This is a genomic window from Sphaerisporangium sp. NPDC049003 (genome assembly GCF_043197795.1).
GTDB lineage: Bacteria > Actinomycetota > Actinomycetes > Streptosporangiales > Streptosporangiaceae > Sphaerisporangium.
Genome location: NZ_JBICTU010000005.1, coordinates 135,722 through 154,858 on the forward strand (window position 1 = coordinate 135,722; position 19,137 = coordinate 154,858).

At 72.1% G+C, this 19,137-nt stretch carries 13 protein-coding genes; 7 read left to right on the forward strand and 6 right to left on the reverse strand.

The window, feature by feature from the left end; translation table 11 throughout:
- Nucleotides 1-3: 3 nt before the first annotated feature.
- Nucleotides 4-1,731: a DUF885 domain-containing protein gene (locus tag ACGFIV_RS07175; protein ID WP_392832801.1), complete on the forward strand. Its 1,728-nt coding sequence runs from the start codon at nt 4-6 to the stop codon at nt 1,729-1,731.
- A gap of 77 nt (nt 1,732-1,808) precedes the next feature.
- Here ACGFIV_RS07175 and ACGFIV_RS07180 read toward each other — a convergent pair whose 3' ends face one another.
- Nucleotides 1,809-4,865 carry an RICIN domain-containing protein gene (locus ACGFIV_RS07180; RefSeq protein ID WP_392832803.1) on the reverse strand — a complete coding sequence of 1,019 codons (3,057 nt, stop codon included), beginning with the start codon at nt 4,863-4,865 and terminating at the stop codon, nt 1,809-1,811.
- 311 nt (nt 4,866-5,176) lie between these two features.
- Here ACGFIV_RS07180 and ACGFIV_RS07185 point away from each other — a divergent pair, with 311 nt between their 5' ends.
- Complete coding sequence (locus ACGFIV_RS07185) at nt 5,177-5,734, forward strand: EF-hand domain-containing protein (RefSeq protein ID WP_358558525.1); 558 nt, start codon at nt 5,177-5,179, stop codon at nt 5,732-5,734.
- 118 nt (nt 5,735-5,852) lie between these two features.
- Here ACGFIV_RS07185 and ACGFIV_RS07190 read toward each other — a convergent pair whose 3' ends face one another.
- Nucleotides 5,853-7,427: an aromatic amino acid ammonia-lyase gene (locus ACGFIV_RS07190; RefSeq protein ID WP_358558523.1), complete on the reverse strand. Its 1,575-nt coding sequence runs from the start codon at nt 7,425-7,427 to the stop codon at nt 5,853-5,855.
- Nucleotides 7,428-7,612: 185 nt separating this feature from the next.
- Here ACGFIV_RS07190 and ACGFIV_RS07195 point away from each other — a divergent pair, with 185 nt between their 5' ends.
- The 5 genes from ACGFIV_RS07195 (at nt 7,613) to hutI (ending at nt 14,091) form a co-directional block, all read left to right on the forward strand.
- Complete coding sequence (locus ACGFIV_RS07195; protein WP_358558521.1) at nt 7,613-8,485, forward strand: MurR/RpiR family transcriptional regulator; 873 nt, start codon at nt 7,613-7,615, stop codon at nt 8,483-8,485.
- A gap of 117 nt (nt 8,486-8,602) precedes the next feature.
- Nucleotides 8,603-10,273, forward strand: coding sequence for a urocanate hydratase (gene hutU / locus ACGFIV_RS07200; protein WP_358558519.1), 1,671 nt, complete (start codon nt 8,603-8,605; stop codon nt 10,271-10,273).
- A gap of 59 nt (nt 10,274-10,332) precedes the next feature.
- A complete protein-coding gene (locus tag ACGFIV_RS07205; RefSeq protein WP_392833046.1) occupies nt 10,333-11,523 on the forward strand; it encodes an allantoate amidohydrolase in 1,191 nt (396 codons plus the stop codon).
- A complete protein-coding gene (locus ACGFIV_RS07210) occupies nt 11,520-12,851 on the forward strand; it encodes a formimidoylglutamate deiminase (RefSeq protein ID WP_358558515.1) in 1,332 nt (443 codons plus the stop codon). Before ACGFIV_RS07205 ends, ACGFIV_RS07210 begins: the two co-directional genes overlap by 4 nt.
- Before the next feature lie 61 nt (nt 12,852-12,912).
- Entirely contained in the window at nt 12,913-14,091 is a 1,179-nt protein-coding gene (gene hutI / locus ACGFIV_RS07215) for an imidazolonepropionase (RefSeq protein ID WP_358558513.1), read from the forward strand.
- A gap of 182 nt (nt 14,092-14,273) precedes the next feature.
- Here the strand turns inward: hutI and gdhA are convergent, their stop codons facing one another.
- From gdhA to ACGFIV_RS07235, 4 genes are all read right to left on the reverse strand, one after another.
- On the reverse strand, nt 14,274-15,617 hold the full coding sequence (gene gdhA, locus ACGFIV_RS07220; RefSeq protein ID WP_392832810.1) for an NADP-specific glutamate dehydrogenase: 1,344 nt from the start codon (nt 15,615-15,617) through the stop codon (nt 14,274-14,276).
- Between the two features lie 103 nt (nt 15,618-15,720).
- Entirely contained in the window at nt 15,721-16,743 is a 1,023-nt protein-coding gene (locus ACGFIV_RS07225) for a 3-oxoacyl-ACP synthase (RefSeq protein WP_358556802.1), read from the reverse strand.
- Nucleotides 16,740-18,335 carry a class I adenylate-forming enzyme family protein gene (locus ACGFIV_RS07230; protein WP_392832815.1) on the reverse strand — a complete coding sequence of 532 codons (1,596 nt, stop codon included), beginning with the start codon at nt 18,333-18,335 and terminating at the stop codon, nt 16,740-16,742. Before ACGFIV_RS07230 ends, ACGFIV_RS07225 begins: the two co-directional genes overlap by 4 nt.
- Nucleotides 18,332-19,117, reverse strand: a complete 786-nt coding sequence (locus ACGFIV_RS07235) for a TetR/AcrR family transcriptional regulator (RefSeq protein ID WP_392832818.1) — start codon at nt 19,115-19,117, stop codon at nt 18,332-18,334. The genes ACGFIV_RS07230 and ACGFIV_RS07235 overlap by 4 nt, the downstream gene beginning before the upstream one ends.
- Nucleotides 19,118-19,137 lie beyond the last annotated feature (20 nt).

The following is a 19,137-nucleotide window of genomic DNA, read 5'->3' on the forward strand; positions in this document are numbered from 1 at the left end:
GTGGTGGCAGACTACAAACCCGCAGCCGAGGCGACCGCCGGGCCGGATGACCGGCTCGCCCGGCTCAGCGCGGAGTTCTTCCAGGTGAAGCACGCGGCCGACCCGTTCAGCGCCACGCTGCTCGGCGTCTCGGGTTTCGACGGCCTGGTGCCCGACCCGAGCCGTGCCGGCACCGCCGCCGAGGTCGCGAAGGTGGCAGACATCGAGCGGCGCCTGGACGAGATCGACCCCGCCGGGCTGAACCATGCCGACCGGATCAACCACGCGGTGCTGGGCAGCCTCGCCTGGGGTGTGCGATCCGATCTGGAGGACGCGCAGTGGGAGACGGGGGCGTCCGCGGCCGGGTACTCCTCGCCGCAGGCGATGATGTTCATGGCGGTCCCCGCCGCCTCGCTCACCGACGCCGAGGCCGTCGAGCGGTACGCCCAGCGGCTGACCGCCCTGCCGCCGTTCCTCGACGCGGTCCTCGACCGCCATCGGCTGGCCAAGGCGGACGGGCGGGTCCCGACCCGCGTCGGTGTCGGCCAGGCCATCGACCAGATCAAAGGGCACCTCTCGCTGAGCCTGGCCGACGACACCTTCCTCAGCCCCCGGCTGCCGGACGACGTCGACGAGGCCCGGGTGCGGGCCCGCCTGTCCGAGATCGTGGAGCAGTCCGTACGCCCCGCGCTGCGGCGCCTGGTCGAAGGCCTTGAGGAGGAGCTGCTGCCGGTGGCCCGTCCCGACGACCGGGTCGGCATTCGCTTCGTCCCAGGCGGCGAGGAGGGCTATCGCAACGCGGTCAGGCGGCACACCACCACCGACCTCACTCCTGACGAGATCCACCAGTTAGGCCTCGACTGCCTGGCGGAGCTGCGGACGCAGTGGGCCGAGCTGGGTGGCAGGGCGCTCGGCACGAGCGACGTGGGAGAGATCCTCTCCCGGCTGCGCGACGACCCGTCCCTGCGGTTCAGCGCCGGCTCCCAGATCGTCGACATGGTCTCCGACGGGCTGCGCCGCGCGGAGGAGGTCCGCGGCGACTGGTTCCCCGCGTACGACATCGCCGGCTGTGTCATCGAGGAGATCAACCCGATCGAGGCGGGCAGCGCCGCGCTCGCGCACTACCGGCCGCCGGCGGGTGACGGGTCACGTCCTGGCGCCTTCTGCGTGCTGACCACCGACCCGCAGGAGCGGTTCGTCTACGAGTACGAGGCGCTGGCGTTCCACGAGAGCTCGCCCGGCCACCACCTGCAGATCGCCTCCGCGCAGACGCTGACCGACCTGCCGGAGTACCGGCGGTTCCTGGACGCCGAGGTGTGCGGCTACGTCGAGGGCTGGGGCCTGTACTGCGAGCGGCTGGCCGACGAGATGGGTCTGTACACCTCGGACATCACCCGGCTGGGGATGCTGTCGTTCGACGCGCTCAGGGCCTGCCGCATGGTGGTCGACACCGGCCTGCACCACCTCGGCTGGTCGAGGGAGCAGGCCCGGCGGTTCATGTGGGAGAACACCGCGACGACGCAGGCCAACGTCCGTAACGAGGTCGACCGCTACATCTCGTGGCCCGGCCAGGCGCCGGCGTACATGATCGGCCGCCGGGAGATCAGCCGCCTGCGCGCCCTCGCCGAGGACCGCCTCGGATCCCGGTTCGACATCCGGGGCTTTCATGGTGCGGTGCTCGGCAACGGCGCGGTGCCGCTCGGCGTGCTCGACCAGATCGTGGGCGCCTGGGTCGACTCGGTGCCCGCCTGACCCGCGGCGGGAACAGGCCAGGGCCTGTTCCCGCCGGTCGATCACGTGCCGGTGACTTCACCAGACCTCGGCCACGGTCAGCCGGAGCGGACGTGGACGAGGTCGAAGCTGCCGGTGAGGCCCCAGGTGCGCAGGCCGGGGCGGCCGCTGACGTACCGGGTGTCGGTGGCGGAGCCGAGGGTCTGCCAGGTGCCGCCGGGGCCCATCAGGCCCATGGTCAGCCGGTGCCCCTGTGCGGCGAAGCGAAGGTTCAGGTAGGTGGCGGACGGCCAGGTCAGACGCCCGGAGGCGAGGGTGGCCCACTGGCCGCCGTCGTTCCTGGCGATGATCCACTCCTGGGTACCGTCGCCGTTTCGCTTGAGTTCGGCCTGGTAGTAGTGGGTGCCGTCCTGTGCTCGGGCCAGCAGGGCGATGCCCGAGTCCGGTGGGTTCGCGGCCGCTCGGATCGAGGCGTCGACGGTGTACGCCCGCCAGCCGGCGCCGCCGGCCAGGGTCACGCTGTCGCCGGTGCCGGTGGAGCACAGCTCCCATGACGCGGGGCGGCAGGCCGACCACGAGCCCGACTGGGGCTGCCACTGGGCGGTGCTCTGGGTCTCGAAGTCGTCGGTCAGCCGCGACGGCTGGGCCGCGGCGGGGAACGTCCAGAGCCGGTCGTCGGCGGTCGAGTCCGCCACCTGGACGATGTCGGCGCTGTCGGCGGTCGAGGCGCCGGCGACGCCGAGCAGCAGGCCGCTGTTGCGGTTGCGCACCTTGAACCGGCCGCCGCCCGCGTCGACCAGGCTCCACACCTGGTCGGCCGTGCCGTTCTCGTGGAACTGCCTCACCTGTGCCCCGGCCGTGGTCGACGCGTCCTGGACGGCGAGCTGCAGGCCGCTGCCGAGATTGAGGATCTTGTAGTAGCCGCCGCCCGCGTCGGCCAGTTCCCACAGATGGTCCTGCGTCCCGCTGTCGGCGTACTGCTGCACGTTCGCGTTGTCGTCCTGGGAGGCGTTCTGGACGGCGAGCAGCTTGCCGCTGCCGACGTTGAAGATCTTGAACACGGGTGGCGACCACACCTCGAACTCCGACAGTCCCCAGCCGGTGCCGCCGCCGGGGTTGGGCGCGACGACCCGAAGCCGGGAGGTGTCGATCGGCGGGAAGGTGATCTCGTTCAGCGCGTTGCCGGTCGGCACGCCCGGCGTGCGGACCTGGCCGGGGACGGTCGCCCAGTTGGCGCCGGTCCAGTACTGCAGGTCGTAGCTCCCCGGTGTGCGGACGCCGCCGCCGTCGTCGTAGAACCACAGGCGCAGGTCCCGCACCGTCACGGCGCGGCCGAAGTCCACCCCCACCGAGTCGCTCGCGTTGCGCGTGCCGTAGCTGGTCCAGCGGGTGTTGTTCGGGATGTCGCGGCGCCAGACCAGGCCGTCGACGACGTTCCACACGTTGTCGTACGGCGAGGTGTAGGAGGCGAACGGCTGCGCACGGTAGCCGAACCGCTGCCCGTTGGCGGCGATGTTCACCGTGCCGCCGCCTCCGGACTGGGTGATCGGCGCGCCCACGTTGACGGTCATCGCGCCGAGCCCGGCCTGGCTCCCGGCCAGGACGCCGTCGACGTAGACGCGCAGGCCGGCGCCCTGCCCGTACCTGCCGCCTGTGCGGTCCCAAAGGACGGTGACGCTGTGCCCGTGGTAAGGCGTGTTCTCCAGGGCGAAGTAGTCCCAGGTGGCCGGGGCCAGCGGCCGTACGGTAAGGGTGTCGTCGGGCTTGCCGCGCAGCCCGACCAGCTCGGAGATGACGTTGTCGGTGTAGGTCGAGTGGTTGTAGTCCTCGCTGTGGTTGGCGCCGTCGTACATCCAGGTGGGATTGTCCGGGTGGTGCGCCTCAGCCACATACGGTTTGCCGTTCTTGTACTGCGTGGCCGCGTAGGTGCGCAGCAGGTTGACGTAGTCGGCGGCGGAGACGTACGGCTGCGCGGGGTAGTCCTGCAGCAGGTTGGCCAGCGCCGTCAGCGTCTGCGACGTGGCGAAGGGCCAGGAGGGGCCGTTCCACCGGCAGCACGAGCCCGCCTGGTACATGAACCAGGGGCTGCGCCGTTCGGCGGTCGTCGGGCCGTAGGCGGCGGCGAAGCCGTTCGGGTCGAGGAGCTGCTGGAACGCGCTCGCGTTGGCCGCAGGGGCCAGGCCGAAGACCCAGGGCAGGTAGCCCATAAGCTCCCTGCTGCCCGTTTTGGCGAGGTTCGGATTGCCGTCGCGCGCGATGCCGTAGTAGAACTGCCGTCCGCCGTCCCACAGGCGTGCCTGCACCGCGTTCTGCAACGCCGCGGCGCGGGCGTTGAAGTCGGCGGCGGTGCCGGCGTCCCCGGCCAGGGAGGCGATCCGGGCGATGGCCCGTGCGTCGCCGTACTGGTAGGAGTTGATCGTCGGACGGTACCCGTGGCCGCCGTGATAGGGGTCGGAGGACTCCAGCGACGAGGCGGAGAACTCCGTCGCGTCCCACACCGGCGCCTGCCAGTAGAGGCCGAGCGCGGGGTTGAAGTGGTTGGCCCAGCCGTCGTACTGCCTGATCAGCGCGGGTTGCTGCGCGAGGGTGAACGCGCGGTCGCCGCCGGCGAGCAGTTGCTGCCAGACGGAGCTCGCGGCCCAGAAGCTGTACTCGTGCGCCCAGTCGGAGGTGTCGGCGTTGACCGCGTCGACCATCGGCTTCGGGAACCGGCCAGGCCCGTTGAGCCAGTAGTGGATGACGTCCTTGACGTACTGCTGATCGCGGAGCCAGCGGCCCTCGCTGATCTGGTGCCCCGCGGCGGCGGAGATTCCTCCGTAGGGGGCGCCGTAGGAGACGGGCTGTAAGAACTCGTTGGACAGCCAGCCGTACTCCGGGCCGGTGTAGACGAGGTGTTCCTTGTACGTCTGCCAGCGGTAGTAGTAGACGCTCTGGATCTGCTGGTCAGGCACCTCAAGGAACGGGATGTTGGCCTCGAACCAGGCCGGGTCCTCGGTGGGGCCGAGCAGCGCGCCATGGTCGAGGAACATGGTGCCCTGCGGCGTCCGGGGGTAGCGGCTCGGCGGCTGGACGGCGGCGGCGGGAGCGGCCGGCGTCCCGCAGACGCAGAGAAGGAGCGCCACGGCGACGGCGGCCAGCCGATGCGAAGTTCTCACGAGTTCTCCCGGCGGGGGGTGGTACCGGAGATGTGTACTTCATTGTGGGGCTGCGGGAGATTATGTCAATATATGTTGAAATATGTTGCCTCACGCGCTCACTGACATCCCGCTCTGAAGGCTGTCACGCCTTGCCGGTCGCGCGCGGGGGACGCCCGGCCGGTGGGCACGGTGGGTTGTCGAAGGTAAGCAATGGGTAACTCCGGCGGGACGTGAGTTGACCCCTGTGGCGAGTGTCGCCTGGAGTGGCGGTCGGCCACTCTGGAGCCGCGCGTTTCTCGCCCACACACAGCCGGCCGGAAGGATGAACCGTGGCAAGCGGGTTCCAGAGAAGCAAGATCGCCGGAGTGTTCGACGCCATGGACGCCGACGGTGACGGTCTCCTGCGAGAGCAGGACTTCGCGGCGCTGGCCGAGCGGTGGGCCGAGGTCCAGGGCGTGACGCCCGGCTCCGCGGGCCACACCCGGCTGACCTCGATCATGATGGGATGGTGGACCGCCCTGCTGGCGGCCTCCGACCTCGATCGCGACGACAAGGTCACGCTTGAGGAGGTCCTGCTGGTCGTCGACCAGCTTGACGCCAGGTCCGACGCGGTCACCGGGACCGCCGAGGCGATGTTCCAGGCCGTCGACAAGGACGGCGACGGGCGGATCTCCCCGGCCGAGTACAACCAGCTCATCGAGACGTGGAACGGCTGTGCCACCGACACCGACGAGATCTTCCCCCTGCTCGACCCCGATGGTGACGGCTACCTCTCACAGGGGGAGTTCGTCCGGCTCTGGACGCAGTTCTGGGCCGGAGACGACCCGGACGCCCCGGGCACCTGGCTCTTCGGCCGCTTCGACCTCCCGGTGCCACAGGGCCATTGAGCCCACCCGGACGGCCGCCTCGCGGTGAGTTTGTTCAGATCTCGGCCAGGGCATCGAGTGTGTCGTCCTGTGGTGGTCAGATCTCGGCCAGGGCATCGAGTGGGTCGTCCTGTGGTGGTCAGATCTCGGCGAGGGCGTCCAGAAGGGTGGCGGCCACCTCGACGTCCGCGCTCAGGGAGCGGTCCTCGCCTCGGGGGTCGAGCCGGGGTGCCGCCGCCGCGAAGGCCGCGCCGGTGGGCGTCGACGGGCCGGGGGTGACGCCGCGCTGGCGCAGCGCCCGTACGACCGCCACCAGCTCGCACGCGAGGACGAGCCGGTAGGACGCGGCGGCCTGTAACGTCTGCCGCGCCGACTGGGCCGCGAAGCTCGCGTGCTCCTCCACGCCCCGCGACAGCACGGCGTGGCCGAGCGCGGCCGGGTACGCGGCATTGCGCAACTGGGCCAGCGCCGAGTTCGCCGAGTACTCAAGGATCATCACCCCCGAGCTGGCCGGGGCGCCCTCGGCGAGGAAGGGCCGCAGCCCGGTGAACGCGGGTTCGACCAGGGTGGCCAGCCGGGCGGCCGACAGGTGCGCGGTGTGCAGGAGCGCCACCCTCAGGTGGTCGAGGGTGAGTCCGAGGGTCGCCTGGTGGAAGCCCCCGTGGTGGTGGACCGTGCCGCTCCCGGCGGAGATCAGCGGGTTCTCCGACGCCGAGTTGATCTCGACGTCCAGGACGCGTTCGAGCGCGGTGGCGGCCTCCACGGCCGGGCCGTGGACCTGCGGGAAGCAGCGGTAGCCGAAAGGATCCTGGACGCGTGCCGGTGGCGCCGCCCGTCCGCCCAGCAACCGTCGCATTTCGGCGGCCACCGCGACGTTGCCGGGATGGGGTCGTCCGGCGTGCACCTGCTCGTCGTACGGCTCTCCGCCCCCGTCGACCGCGATCAGCGACAGGGCGGCGACCACCTGCGTCGCCCGCAGCAGGCGCGTGATGTCCGACCAGCCGAGCACCGCCTGGCCGATCGTCAGGGCGCTGCTGCTGCAGAAGGCGAGCGCGTCTCCGGTCTCCAGCCTGATCGGCCCGGGCGCGGCCGCGTGCCCGCCGGACGAGGGGCGCTCTCCGGCGTGACCGCCTGTCCACGGGCGTTCGCCGAGGTGACCGCCTGTCCACGGGCGTTCGCCGAGGTGACCGCCTGTCCATGGACGTTCGCCGAGGTGACCGCCTGTCCATGGGCGTTCGCCGATGAGGGTCAGTCCGGCTTCGGCCAGCGCGGTGAGGTCTCCTGTGCCGATGGCCCCGATCTCGTGGATCTCGGGGAGGTGCCCCGAGTTGAGCGCCTGGGCCAGCGCCTCGGCGAAGACGGGCTGGAGGCCGGCCCCTCCGGCCAGGATCTGGTTGGCGCGGACGGCGAGCATCGCGCGCACCTGGGGCGCCGGCACGAGCGGGCCGATGCCGCCGGCGTGGCTGCGCAGCAGGCGGAGTCCGTGGGTGTCGCTGTCGGCGGGGGCGACGTCCTCGGTGCGGTTGGCGCCGACCCCTGTGTTGAGCCCGTAGACGGGCCGTCGTCGCGCGATCTCTGCGGCGGCCTTGTGGGCGGCGGCGGCACGGTCGAGCCCTTCGGTGGCAAGGGAGACCGGGGCATCGGCGTAAGCGATGTCCGTGATGTCCGCCGGACGGGTTCGGGTCCCGTCCAGGGTGATCGTCCGCGACGTCATCGAGAGAGCCCCTTGTCAAGCACTTTACTCTGCATTTCGCCCGGACCCATTGACATGCACGTATACATCGACAATCCTGCATGAAAGTATGCATTCGAAGCAAGAGAATGAAACCAGGCAGGCCACGCCGAGCCCCGGTGGCAGGGGGGCGAGCGGGAGAGAGGGACGAGGGGGTGGGTGGTCCGGTGAGCCAGGGGGTGGCGGCCGAGGACGCGTCGCGGGTGGCGGCCCGTCTGCGGGAGCTGCTCGAAGGTCATCGGCTGTCGCCTTCGCAGCGCCGGATCGCGCGGCACCTCCTCGAACGCCCCCACGAGGCGGTGTTCCTCACCAGCGTCGACATCGCCGAGGCCGTCGGCACCAGCCAGCCGTCCGTGACGCGCTTCGCGTTCGCGCTGGGGTTCACCGGCTTCCCGGAGTTCCGCGACCACCTGCGGGCCGCGTTGCGCGACGGCGACGGCGTGGCGGCCGAGCCCGCGGAGCTCAACCCCGTCCAGGCCATGGTCGACTCCGAGCTTCGCAACCTGGAATCGCTCCGTGACTCCCTCAGCGACACCCGGCGGCTCGTGGATGTGGCGGCGGCCCTGGCGGCGTCCCGGCCGCTGCCGGTCATCGGGCTGCGGGTGTCCGCGCCGCTCGCCCACCTCTTCGGGTACCTGGCGGCCAAGGCGCATCCCGACGTACGGGTCGTCGACACCCCTGGGTCCACTCTGGAGGACACGCTGAGCCGGGCCAGGGAGGCCGGCGCCGGGTGGGTGCTCGCGTTCGGCCTGCCCCGCTACCCGCGTGAGCTGCGCGACGGGCTCGTCTGGGCGAGACGGGTGGGCCTGCGGGTGGCGCTGGTCACCGACAACTCCGTCGGCGCGCTCACCGAGCACGCGGACGTGGTGCTCACCGCGCCCGTCAGCTCGCAGTTCGCCTTCGACTCGCAGGCCGCGCCCAGCGTGCTGTGCGCGGCCCTGGTCCACTCCATGATCTACGCGCTGCCGGCCCGCGAGCAGGCGTCCATCGAGGAGTTCGAGAACAGTGCCGCGCAACGCCGGCTCTTCCTGCCCGAATGAGCGGCGGGCCGCCGCCCGGGTCCCCCCGGCGGACACCATGCTTTCAGCAAAGAGTCTTCGATCACCGAGCCGCCGCCCCGAACGGGCGACGCGGGCCGAGCAAGGAGAAGAACAGCGATGAGTGACGACGTCCGGCGGGTCATCCGCTCTCCCCGCGGCGCGGAACTGTCCTGCCAGGGATGGCAGCAGGAGGCCGCCTTCCGGATGCTGCACAACAACCTCGACCCCGAGGTGGCCGAGCATCCGGACAAGCTGGTCGTGTACGGGGGCACGGGGAAGGCGGCGCGCGACTGGCCGTCGTTCGACGCCATCGCGCGCACGCTCCAGGGCCTGAAGCAGGACGAGACGCTGCTCGTGCAGTCCGGGCGCCCCGTCGGCGTGATGCGGACCCACGAGTGGGCGCCCCGTGTGCTGATCGCCAACTCCAACCTGGTCCCCGACTGGGCGAACTGGGAGGAGTTCCGGCGCCTGGAGGCGGCCGGGCTCACGATGTACGGCCAGATGACCGCCGGTTCCTGGATCTACATCGGCACCCAGGGCATCCTGCAGGGCACCTACGAGACCTTCGCCGCGGTGGCCGCCAAGCGGTTCGGCGGGACGCTCGCCGGGACGATCACGCTCACCGCCGGTCTCGGCGGGATGGGCGGCGCCCAGCCGATGGCGGTGACCATGAACGACGGTGTCGCGATCTGCGTCGAGTGCGACCCTTCGCGCATCGCCCGCCGGATCGAGCACCGCTACCTCGACGTCGAGGCACGGGACATCGACGAGGCGCTGCGGCTCGCCGTCGAGGCCCGGGACGCCCGGCGACCGCTCTCGATCGGGCTGCTCGGCAACGCCGCCGACGTGCTGCCGAGGCTGCTCGCGATGGGCGCGCCGATCGACATCGTCACCGACCAGACCTCGGCGCACGACCCGCTGTCGTACCTGCCGCTCGGCATGGCCTTCGAGGACATGCGCGACGAGGCGGACAAGGACCCGGCCGCCTTCACCCTGCGCGCCCGCGAGGCCATGGCCACGCACGTCGAGGCCATGGTCGGCTTCATGGACGGGGGCGCCGAGGTCTTCGACTACGGCAACTCGATCCGCGGGGAGGCGATGCTCGCCGGCTACACGCGGGCCTTCGACTTCCCCGGCTTCGTCCCCGCCTACATCCGCCCGCTGTTCTGCGAGGGGAAGGGCCCGTTCCGCTGGGCCGCGCTGTCGGGCGACGCCCGGGACATCGCCGCGACCGACCGCGCGATCCTCGACCTGTTCCCCGAGAACGAGTCGCTGGCCCGCTGGATCAGGCTCGCGGGGGAGCGGGTCGCCTTCCAGGGGCTGCCCGCCCGCATCTGCTGGCTCGGGTACGGCGAGCGCGACAAGGCCGGGGTGCGGTTCAACGAGATGGTCGCCTCCGGCGAGCTGCGGGCCCCGCTGGTCATCGGCCGCGACCACCTCGACTGCGGGTCGGTCGCCTCGCCGTACCGCGAGACCGAGGCCATGCTCGACGGTTCCGACGCCATCGCCGACTGGCCGCTGCTCAACGCGATGGTCAACGTGGCCTCGGGCGCGTCCTGGGTGTCGATCCACCACGGCGGCGGGGTCGGCATCGGCCGCTCGATCCACGCGGGCCAGGTGGCCGTCGCCGACGGTACGGCCCTGGCCGCGCAGAAGCTGGAGCGCGTCCTGACCAACGACCCGGGTATGGGCGTCATCAGGCACGTCGACGCGGGCTACGACCGGGCCGCCGAGATCGCCGCCGAGCGCGGCGTCGCGGTCCCGATGGCGGACGGGAAAACCCTGTGACCGGCCACACCGGCCTGGAAAGCGGTGAACGGGAGGCGCTCCATGCCCGGTTCGAAGGGATGTGGAGGGACCTCGCCGCGATCGGGGACGGCGGGGCCGGCGGGTACCGGCGGTTCGCCTGGACGCCGGTCGACCTCGCCCTGCGCGACTGGTTCCGGGAACAGGCGGCGCTGCGCGGCCTGACGTACGAGCTGGACCGGAACGGCAACCAATGGGCCTGGTGGGGAACTCCCGCCCCCGGCGCCGTGGTGACCGGGAGCCACCTGGACAGCGTGCCCGGAGGCGGCGCCTTCGACGGCCCGCTCGGCGTGGTCTCGGCGTTCCTCGCCGTCGACGGGTTGCGCGAGCGGGGCGTCGTCCCCGCGCGGCCGATCGCGGTGGTCAACTTCGCCGACGAGGAGGGCGCCCGCTTCGGGGTGGCCTGCGTCGGCAGCCGCCTGCTCACCGGGATCCTCGACCCGGACGACGCCCGAGCCCTGCGCGACGGCGACGGAGTGACCTTGGCGGAAGCAATGCGGGCGGCGCACGCCGATCCCGGCACGCTGGGACGAGACGACCAGGCTCTCGCGCGTATCGGAGCCTTCGTGGAGCTCCATGTCGAGCAGGGACGCGGGCTCGCCGACCTGGACTCGCCGGTCGGGGTGGCGAGCGCGATCTGGCCGCACGGCCGGTGGCGGTGCACCTTCCACGGTGAGGCCAACCACGCGGGAACCACCCGGCTGGCCGACCGGCACGACCCCATGCTGCCGTTCGCCTCGGCGGTGCTCGCCGCCCGGCGGGCGGCGGAGCAGGCCGGTGCGCTGGCGACGTTCGGCAAGGTGCGCGTCGATCCGAACGGCACCAACGCCATCCCCTCACGGGTCGACGCCTGGCTGGACGGCCGCGCGCCCGACGCCGCCACCGTGGAGGCGATGGTGGGCCGCATAGCCGAGGCCGCGCGCGAAGCGGGCGCCGAGCACGGTGTGCGGGTGGAGGTCGTGGCGGAGTCCACCACTCCCGTGGTCGAATTCGGCCACGGGCTGCGCGACCGGATCGCCGCGACGCTGGGCGGGGTCCCCGCCCTGCCCACCGGGGCGGGGCACGACGCGGGCATCCTGTCGGCCTCCGTCCCGACCGCCATGCTCTTCGTGCGCAATCCGACCGGGGTGAGCCACAGCCCGGCCGAGCACGCCGGCACGGAAGACTGCGTGACGGGGGTCGTGGCCCTGACCGCCGTGCTGGAGGATCTGGCAGGGGGTGTGGGGTGGTGAGCGTCTTCTACGCGGATCACGCCTGGCTGGGCGGGGAAGGCACCGTGGCCGGGGTGGTCGTCGAGGTCGGCGGCGGGCGCGTCACGGCCGTACGCCAGGGGGTGGCCACGCCGCCGCCCGGGGCCGTCCACCTGCGCGGGGTGACCGTGCCGGGGCTCGCCAACGCCCACTCGCACGCCTTCCACCGGGCGCTGCGCGGGCGCACCCAGCGCGAGCGCGGCACGTTCTGGACGTGGCGCCGGCAGATGTACGACGTCGCGGCCCGTCTCACCCCGGACACCTACCACGCCCTCGCCCGGGCCGCCTACGCCGAGATGGCGCTCGCCGGGGTGACCTGTGTCGGCGAATTCCACTACCTCCACCACGACACCGGGGGACGGCCCTACGCCTCGCCCAACGCCATGGGGGAGGCGCTGATCGCCGCCGCCGCGGAGGCGGGGATCCGCGTCACGCTGCTCGACACCTGCTACTTGCGGGGCGGCTTCGGGATGCCGCTCGAAGGGCCGCAGCTGCGCTTCGGCGACCGCGACGTGGAAGCCTGGGCGGACAGGGCCGCCGGGCTGAAGGGCGGCGAGCACGCCCGCGTCGGCGCGGCCGTCCACTCGGTGCGCGCCGTGCCCTCTGAGGCGATCGGCGCGGTGAGCGGCTGGGCGCGCGAGCGGGGGGCGCCGCTGCACTTCCACCTGTCCGAGCAGGTCGCCGAGAACGAGGCGTGCCTGTCGGCCTACGGCCGCACCCCGGCGGAGCTGCTGGCCGAGCACGGCGCGCTCGGCCCGCTGTCGACCGCCGTTCACGCGACCCACCTCACCCCGCATGACCTCACGCTTCTCGGGGAGTCCCGCACCGGCGTGTGCATGTGCCCCACCACCGAGCGCGACCTCGCGGACGGCATCGGCCCGGCGCGGGCGCTGGCGGACGCCGGATCGCCGCTCTCGCTGGGCAGCGACAGCAACGCGGTCGTCGACCTCTTCGAGGAGGCGCGCGGCGTGGAGCTGGACGAGCGCCTCGCCACGCGTGAACGGGGGCACTGGCTCGCCTCCGACCTGCTGCGGGCGGCCACCTCGGGCGGCCACGCCTCGCTCGGCTGGCCGGAGGCGGGCCGCATCGAGGTGGGCGTCCCCGCCGACCTGGTGACCGTCACCCTCGACTCGGTACGGATGGCCGGTTCGCCCGTGGGCGCCCTGGTCGAGTCCGTGGTGTTCGCCGCCACGGCGGCCGACGTCCGCGAGGTGGTCGCCGGTGGCCGCCGCGTCGTCACCGACGGGCGGCACCTGCTGGTGGACGACGTCCCCGCCGCCCTCACCGCCGCGATCGCGGAGCTGACATGAGTGCCCCCGGCCCCGCGAATCCAGACCTGAATGCCCTTGCCACCGTGGTTTCGGAGCTGACATGAGTGCCCTTCTCATCGACAACATCGGCTCGCTCGTCACCAATGCCCCGGATATCGGGGAGGGCGTGCTGGGCATCGTGGGCGACGCCGCGCTCGTGGTCGAGGACGGCCGCGTGGCCTGGGCGGGCCCGCGTTCGCGGGTGCCCGAGGGGGCCGCGAGTGAGCGGTTCGACGCAGGGGGACGGGCGGTCATCCCCGGGTTCGTCGACAGCCACGCGCATCTGGTCTTCGCCGGGGACCGCACGGGGGAGTTCGAGGCCCGCATGACCGGCCGCCCGTACACGGCCGGTGGCATCCGTACGACGGTGGCGGCGACGCGAGCGGCGACCGACGACGCGCTGCGGGCGAACCTGCGGCGCCTTGTGTCCGAGGCGCTCAGGTCGGGCACGACCACGATCGAGTGCAAGTCGGGGTACGGCCTCACGGTCGAGGACGAGGAGCGGAGCCTGCGCCTGGCCGCCGAGCACACCGCCGAGGTCACCTACCTCGGCGCCCACGTGGTCCCGCCGGAGTACGGCGGCGACGCGGACGCGTACGTCGAGCTGGTGAGCGGCGCGATGCTCGACGCGTGCGCGCCGCACGCCAGGTGGATCGACGTCTTCTGCGACCGCGGGGCCTTCGACGGCGACCAGACCAGGGCGATCCTCACGGCGGGCATGAAACGGGGCCTGGTGCCGCGGGTACACGCCGGCCAGCTCGGGCCCGGTCCCGGCGTGGAGATCGCGGTGGAGCTGGGGGCGGCGTCGGCCGACCACGTGACGCATCTGAGCGACGCCGACGTGGAGGCGCTCGCCTCCGGTGACACGGTGGCGACGCTGCTGCCCGGCGCGGAGTTCTCCACGCGCTCGCGCTACCCCGACGCGCGCCGCCTGCTCGACGCCGGGGCGACGGTCGCCCTGGCCGCCGACTGCAACCCCGGGTCGAGCTACACCACGAACATCCCGTTCTGCGTCGCCCTGGCCGTGCGCGACATGAACATGACGCCGGGAGAGGCGGTGTGGGCGGCCACGATGGGCGGCGCCCGGGCACTGCGCCGTACGGACGTGGGCCACCTCGCCCCTGGGGCCCGCGCCGACATCGTGCTCCTGGACGCCCCGTCCCACGTCCACCTGGCGTACCGCCCCGGCGTCCCCCTGGTCGCCCGCGTGTGGAAGGACGGGGAGCCGGTCGTCGCCTGACAGGCCGACGGGGGAGGCGGCTCGTCACAGCCGATCCGGTTCTCGACTGCCCGACGGACCAGGTCCCTGACGCCCAGGAGGGAGGAACCTCCCTCCTGGGATGCTCAGACCAGGCACTCAGACCAGGCACTCAGACCAGGCACTCAGACCAGGCACTCAGACCAGGTGCTCAGACCAGGTGCTCAGATCAGGCCGAGGGAGAGCATCGCGTCGGCGACCCGTTTGAAGCCGTCGATGTTCGCGCCGGCGACGTAGTTTCCCGGCATGTCGTACTCGTCGGCGCTCTCCAGGCAGCGGGCGTGGATGTCCCGCATGATCTGCCGCAGGCGTTGCTCGGAGTAGTCGAAGGTCCACGAGTCGCGGCTGGCGTTCTGCTGCATCTCCAGCGCGCTGGTCGCGACGCCGCCCGCGTTGGCGGCCTTGCCCGGTCCGAAGGACACGCCCGCCTGCTGGAACACCCGGATGGCGCCCGGGGTGGCAGGCATGTTGGCGCCCTCGCCGACCGCGACGCAGCCGGAGCGGACGAGCGTCTCGGCGTCGGCGGCGCTGATCTCGTTCTGGGTGGCGGACGGCATGGCCACCTCGCACGGCACCTCCCAGACGCTCCGGCCGGGTACGAAGGAGGAGCTCCCGCCGCGCCGCTCGGCGTAGACGTGCAACCGGGCGCGCTCGACCTCCTTGAGCCGCTTCAGCAGGTCGACGTCGATGCCCTTGTCGTCGAGGATGTGCCCCGAGGAGTCGGAGCAGGCGACGACGACGCCGCCGAGCTGCTGGACCTTCTCGATGGCGTAGATGGCGACGTTGCCGGAGCCGGAGACCACGACGCGCTTGCCGTCGAACGACGTGCCGCGTGCCTTCAGCATCTCGTCGACGAAGAACGCGCAGCCGTACCCGGTGGCCTCGGTGCGTACTTGGGCGCCGCCGTAACCGAGGCCCTTGCCCGTGATCACTCCGGACTCGTAGCGGTTGGTGATGCGCTTGTACTGCCCGAACAGGTAGCCGACCTCGCGCTGCCCGACGCCGATGTCACCGGCGGGAACGTCGGTGTGCTCCCCGATGTGGCGGTAGAGCTCGGTCATGAAGCTCTGGCAGAAGCGCATGATCTCGCGAGGGGAGCGCCCCTTCGGGTCGAAGTCGGAGCCGCCCTTGCCCCCGCCGATCGGCAGGCCGGTCAGGCTGTTCTTGAAGATCTGCTCGAAGCCGAGGAACTTCACGATGCCGAGGTAGACCGAGGGGTGGAAGCGCAGCCCGCCCTTGTAGGGGCCGAGCGCGCTGTTGAACTCGACGCGGAAGCCGCGGTTGATGTGTACCTCGCCCCGGTCGTCCTCCCAGGGAACCCGGAAGATGATCTGCCGCTCCGGCTCGCAGATCCGCTCGATGATCTTCGACTCGGCGTACTCGGGATGCTTGACCAGGACCGGTCCGATGCTCTCAAGGACTTCCTGGACGGACTGGTGGAACTCGGCCTCGCCTGGATTGCGGCGCAGGACGTTGTCGTAGATCGACGACAGCTTCTCGTGCGGCATCGACTATCCCCTCGCTCTCGGGGGGTGCTTCCCCGTCGCTTACCTTAGGGTCCGGGGCTCGGTGCGTCCGCCGTGACCGCGCGCGTGATCGGCGACGGGGGGCTCACCACCGGATGACGCTGGCGGCCCAGGTGTAGCCGGTGCCGGCGGCGAGGAGGAGCACGAGGTCGCCGGGGGAGAGCCGTCCCGACCGGGCCGCCCGGTCGAGGCCGAGCAGGGGGTCCACCCCGCTCATGTGGCCGGTGTCGTCCAGGTACGTCACCCGGTCAGGGGAGAGCCCGAGCTCCTTGACCAGGGTGTCGTGCAGCGAGCGCTTGACGTGGATGCCGCACAGATGCGAGACGTCCTCGCGACCGGCGCCCGAGCGGCGCAGTGCCTCGTCGGCGGCGGCGAGGAAGTTGGGCAGCGTGACGGGGTCCAGCCGTTCCTTCATCGAGCCCGGATCCGGCACGTCGAGGAGGTGCCGCCCCGCGCGCACCGTCTCGTGGCTCGCGGGCTCGGCGCTGCCCCCCGCCGGGACCATCACGTCCAGGGAGAACGACCCGTCGGTGATCATGTGGCAGCCGAGCACCTCCCCCGGCACCCGCCCGCCGTCGTCACCGGGGTCCCTGACGAACAGCGCCGCCACCGCGCCGTCGCCGAAGTCGTAGGCGAACCGCGTGCGCGGGTTGCCGTAGTCGATGAGGGAGGACTCGCGGGACGCGGCCACCGCGAGCACCGTGCGCAGCTCGTCCTCGGCCCGCAGCAGGTCGCGGCACACCCGTACGGCCACCGGCGACCCGCAGGAGACATAGGCGAGCTCCAGCACCGTCGCCCGCCCGCAGCCGACCAGGTGGGCCACGCGCGGCGCGGCGTGCCACACCTCGAAGTCCTTCCAGGTGGAACCGAAGTAGACCAGGGCGTCGACCTCGTCCGGCTCCATGCCCTGCTCGGCGAGCAGCCGCCGTGCCGCCGTGGCGGCCATGTCGCTGACATGCTCGTCCGGGGCGGCGATGTGCTTGCCGCGCAGGCCGAACCTGTCGACCAGCACCTGCTCGGGGATCCCGGACAGGCCGGAGATCTCGGCCGCGCCCATCCACCGCTCCGGCAGGTACGACGCCGTGGCGGCGAGCCGCACGCGGGTCATCCGGCCTGCTCCCACACGCCGCGCAGCTTGCTCTTCAGCACCTTGTCGACGGCGGAGCGAGGCAGCCTGTCGACCAGCCGGACGTACTTGGGCACCTTGAACCCGGCGAGCAGGACCCTGCAGTACGCGATCAGGTCGGACGCCTCCGGCGCGGCGCCGGGCACCGGCACCACGAAGGCGCAGCCCACCTCGCCCCAGCGCTCGTCGGGGACGCCGACCACCGCGACCTCGGCCACTTCGGCGTGCCCCTGCAACACCGACTCGGCCTCCGCCGGATAAACGTTCTCTCCGCCGGAGACGTACATGTCCTTCGCCCGCCCGCGGATGCGGTAGAAGCCGTCGGCGTCGCGCTCGGCGATGTCGCCGGTGCGCAGCCAGCCCCCGGTCACGGCCGCGCGGGTGGCCTCCGGGTCGCGCCAGTAGCCCGGGAACACGTTCGGGCCCCGCACGACCAGCTCGCCGATGCCCGCCCCGTCGAGCGTGCCGCCGGTCTCGACGTCGCGCAGCGCCACGTCGACGTGGGGGTACGGGATGCCCGCCCAGCCGACCCGCCCCTCGATGTCCTCCTCGGGGAGGCACAGGACGTTCGGCGCGGCCTCGGTGAGGCCGTACCCCTGGACGATCCGCACGCCACGGTCGAGCCAGGTGCGCAGCAGCGGCTCGGGCATGGGGGCGCCGCCGACCACGACGCGGCGCAGCCGGGACAGGTCGGCGGTCGCGAAGCCGGGGTCCTGCGCCATGAACAGGTAGGTCGCGGGCACGCCCATCATCGTGGTCACGCCCCGCTCGGCGATGAGGCGCAGCGTCCGCCCGGCGTCGAACGACGGCTCCAGCACGACGGTCGCGCCCTTCCACCACGCGAGCAGGGGCTGGACGTTCCACCCGCCGACGTGGAACTGGGGGAGCACCTGAAGGACGACGTCGTCCTCGCGCAGCTCGCAGCCACGGTCGAGGGACAGGTTGGTCCAGAAGCAGTTGGCGTGGGTCAGCAGGGCGCCCTTCGGCCGTCCGGTCGTTCCCCCCGTGTAGACGAGCAGCAGCCCGGCGTCGTCGGCGGGGTCGTTGGGGTCGTTGGGGTCGTTGGGGACACTATGGCCGGTTCCCGGACCGCCGTCGTCTCCGGTGCCGTTGTGCTCGCCCGGCGTGTGCGGGGCCGTGGCCTCGGAGGCGGTCGAGGCGAGCGCGTCGAGGCCGTCCCGGGTGAGCTCCGCGATCCGGCATGGGTGGCCGGACCTCATGCGGGCCTCCTCCGCGAGCGGGACCAGTTCGGGAGCGGCCAGCAGGATCGACGGCTCGGCGTCCGTGAGCTGGTAGGCCACCTCCGGCGCCGTCAGCCGGACGTTGACCGGGGTGAGGACCAGCCCTGCCTTGGCGCAGGCGAAGAACAGCTCGACGTGTTCGGGACGATTGCCCGTCAGGGTGGCGACCCGGTCGCCCGGCCGGACCCCGGCGGCGAGCAGGCCCGCCGCCAGCCGTTCCGACCGGGCATCCAGCTCGCCGTACGAGGTGTCATCGCCCTCGAAGACGATGGCCGTGCGGTGGGGTGTGGCACGCGCCCGGTCGCGCAGCCACCGGCCCAGTGCGAGAGTCACCGTTCCGATCCCCCTCCGAACGCCCCGGATCCGTCCGGACCCGAGCCGAACGCCCCGGATCCGTTGGGACCCGAGCTGAACACCCCGGATCCGTTCGGACCCGAGCCGGACGCCTCGGGCACGTGTGTGCCCTGTCCGGACGGTGCGCCGTCGGCGCCGAGGCCGCGGAGGATGAACGCGTACATCTCCTCGAAGACCTGGTCCGGCACCCCGCCGGGACCGTCCTTCCACAGGATCCATCGCATGCCGATCAGCTCGCCCACCCCCATCAGCGCCCAGGCGAGCACCTCGGGATCGGCCTGGGCGATCTCACCGTCGGCCATCGCCGCGCGCAGCCCGCCCACGTAGCCGTCGGCGATCGTCCGGTAGTGCCGCTGAAGCATGCCCGGCGAGACGAACTCGGCCTGGCGGATGATCCGGTAGAGCCCGGGATGCTCGGCGGTGAACCGGAAGAACCCCTTGAAGCCCAGCCTTTCGGACTCGGGCCGGGTACGTCCCTGCCGGGCACCCTCGGACATCGCCCGCCGTACGCGCCGGTTGAGGTCGGCGACCAGCTCGTCGAAGATCTGCTGCTTGCCCTCGAAGTAGATGTAGAACGTGCCCTGCGAGCACCCGGCCGCCTCGGTGATCTTGACGATCGAGGCCTCGTGGTAGCCCAGCTCGGCGAACACCTCCTCCGAGGCGTCGAGCAGCCGCCGCCGGGTGCGTTCCCCCTTCGGGGACAGCGGGCGGCCCCGCGTGCTCGTGGGCGGCGGCTCGTCCTCGACCCGCCATGCCTGCATTCGCGCTCCCCCGGTCAAAG

Coding starts and splice junctions, on each gene's coding strand:
- gdhA (WP_392832810.1), bottom strand. CDS start 15,617: ATGCCGCACGAGAAGCTGTCGTCGATCTACGACAACGTCCTGCGCCGC.
- hutI (WP_358558513.1), top strand. CDS start 12,913: ATGAGTGCCCTTCTCATCGACAACATCGGCTCGCTCGTCACCAATGCC.
- hutU (WP_358558519.1), top strand. CDS start 8,603: ATGAGTGACGACGTCCGGCGGGTCATCCGCTCTCCCCGCGGCGCGGAA.
- ACGFIV_RS07205 (WP_392833046.1), top strand. CDS start 10,333: ATGTGGAGGGACCTCGCCGCGATCGGGGACGGCGGGGCCGGCGGGTAC.
- ACGFIV_RS07225 (WP_358556802.1), bottom strand. CDS start 16,743: ATGACCCGCGTGCGGCTCGCCGCCACGGCGTCGTACCTGCCGGAGCGG.
- ACGFIV_RS07235 (WP_392832818.1), bottom strand. CDS start 19,117: ATGCAGGCATGGCGGGTCGAGGACGAGCCGCCGCCCACGAGCACGCGG.
- ACGFIV_RS07190 (WP_358558523.1), bottom strand. CDS start 7,427: ATGACGTCGCGGACGATCACCCTGGACGGGACCCGAACCCGTCCGGCG.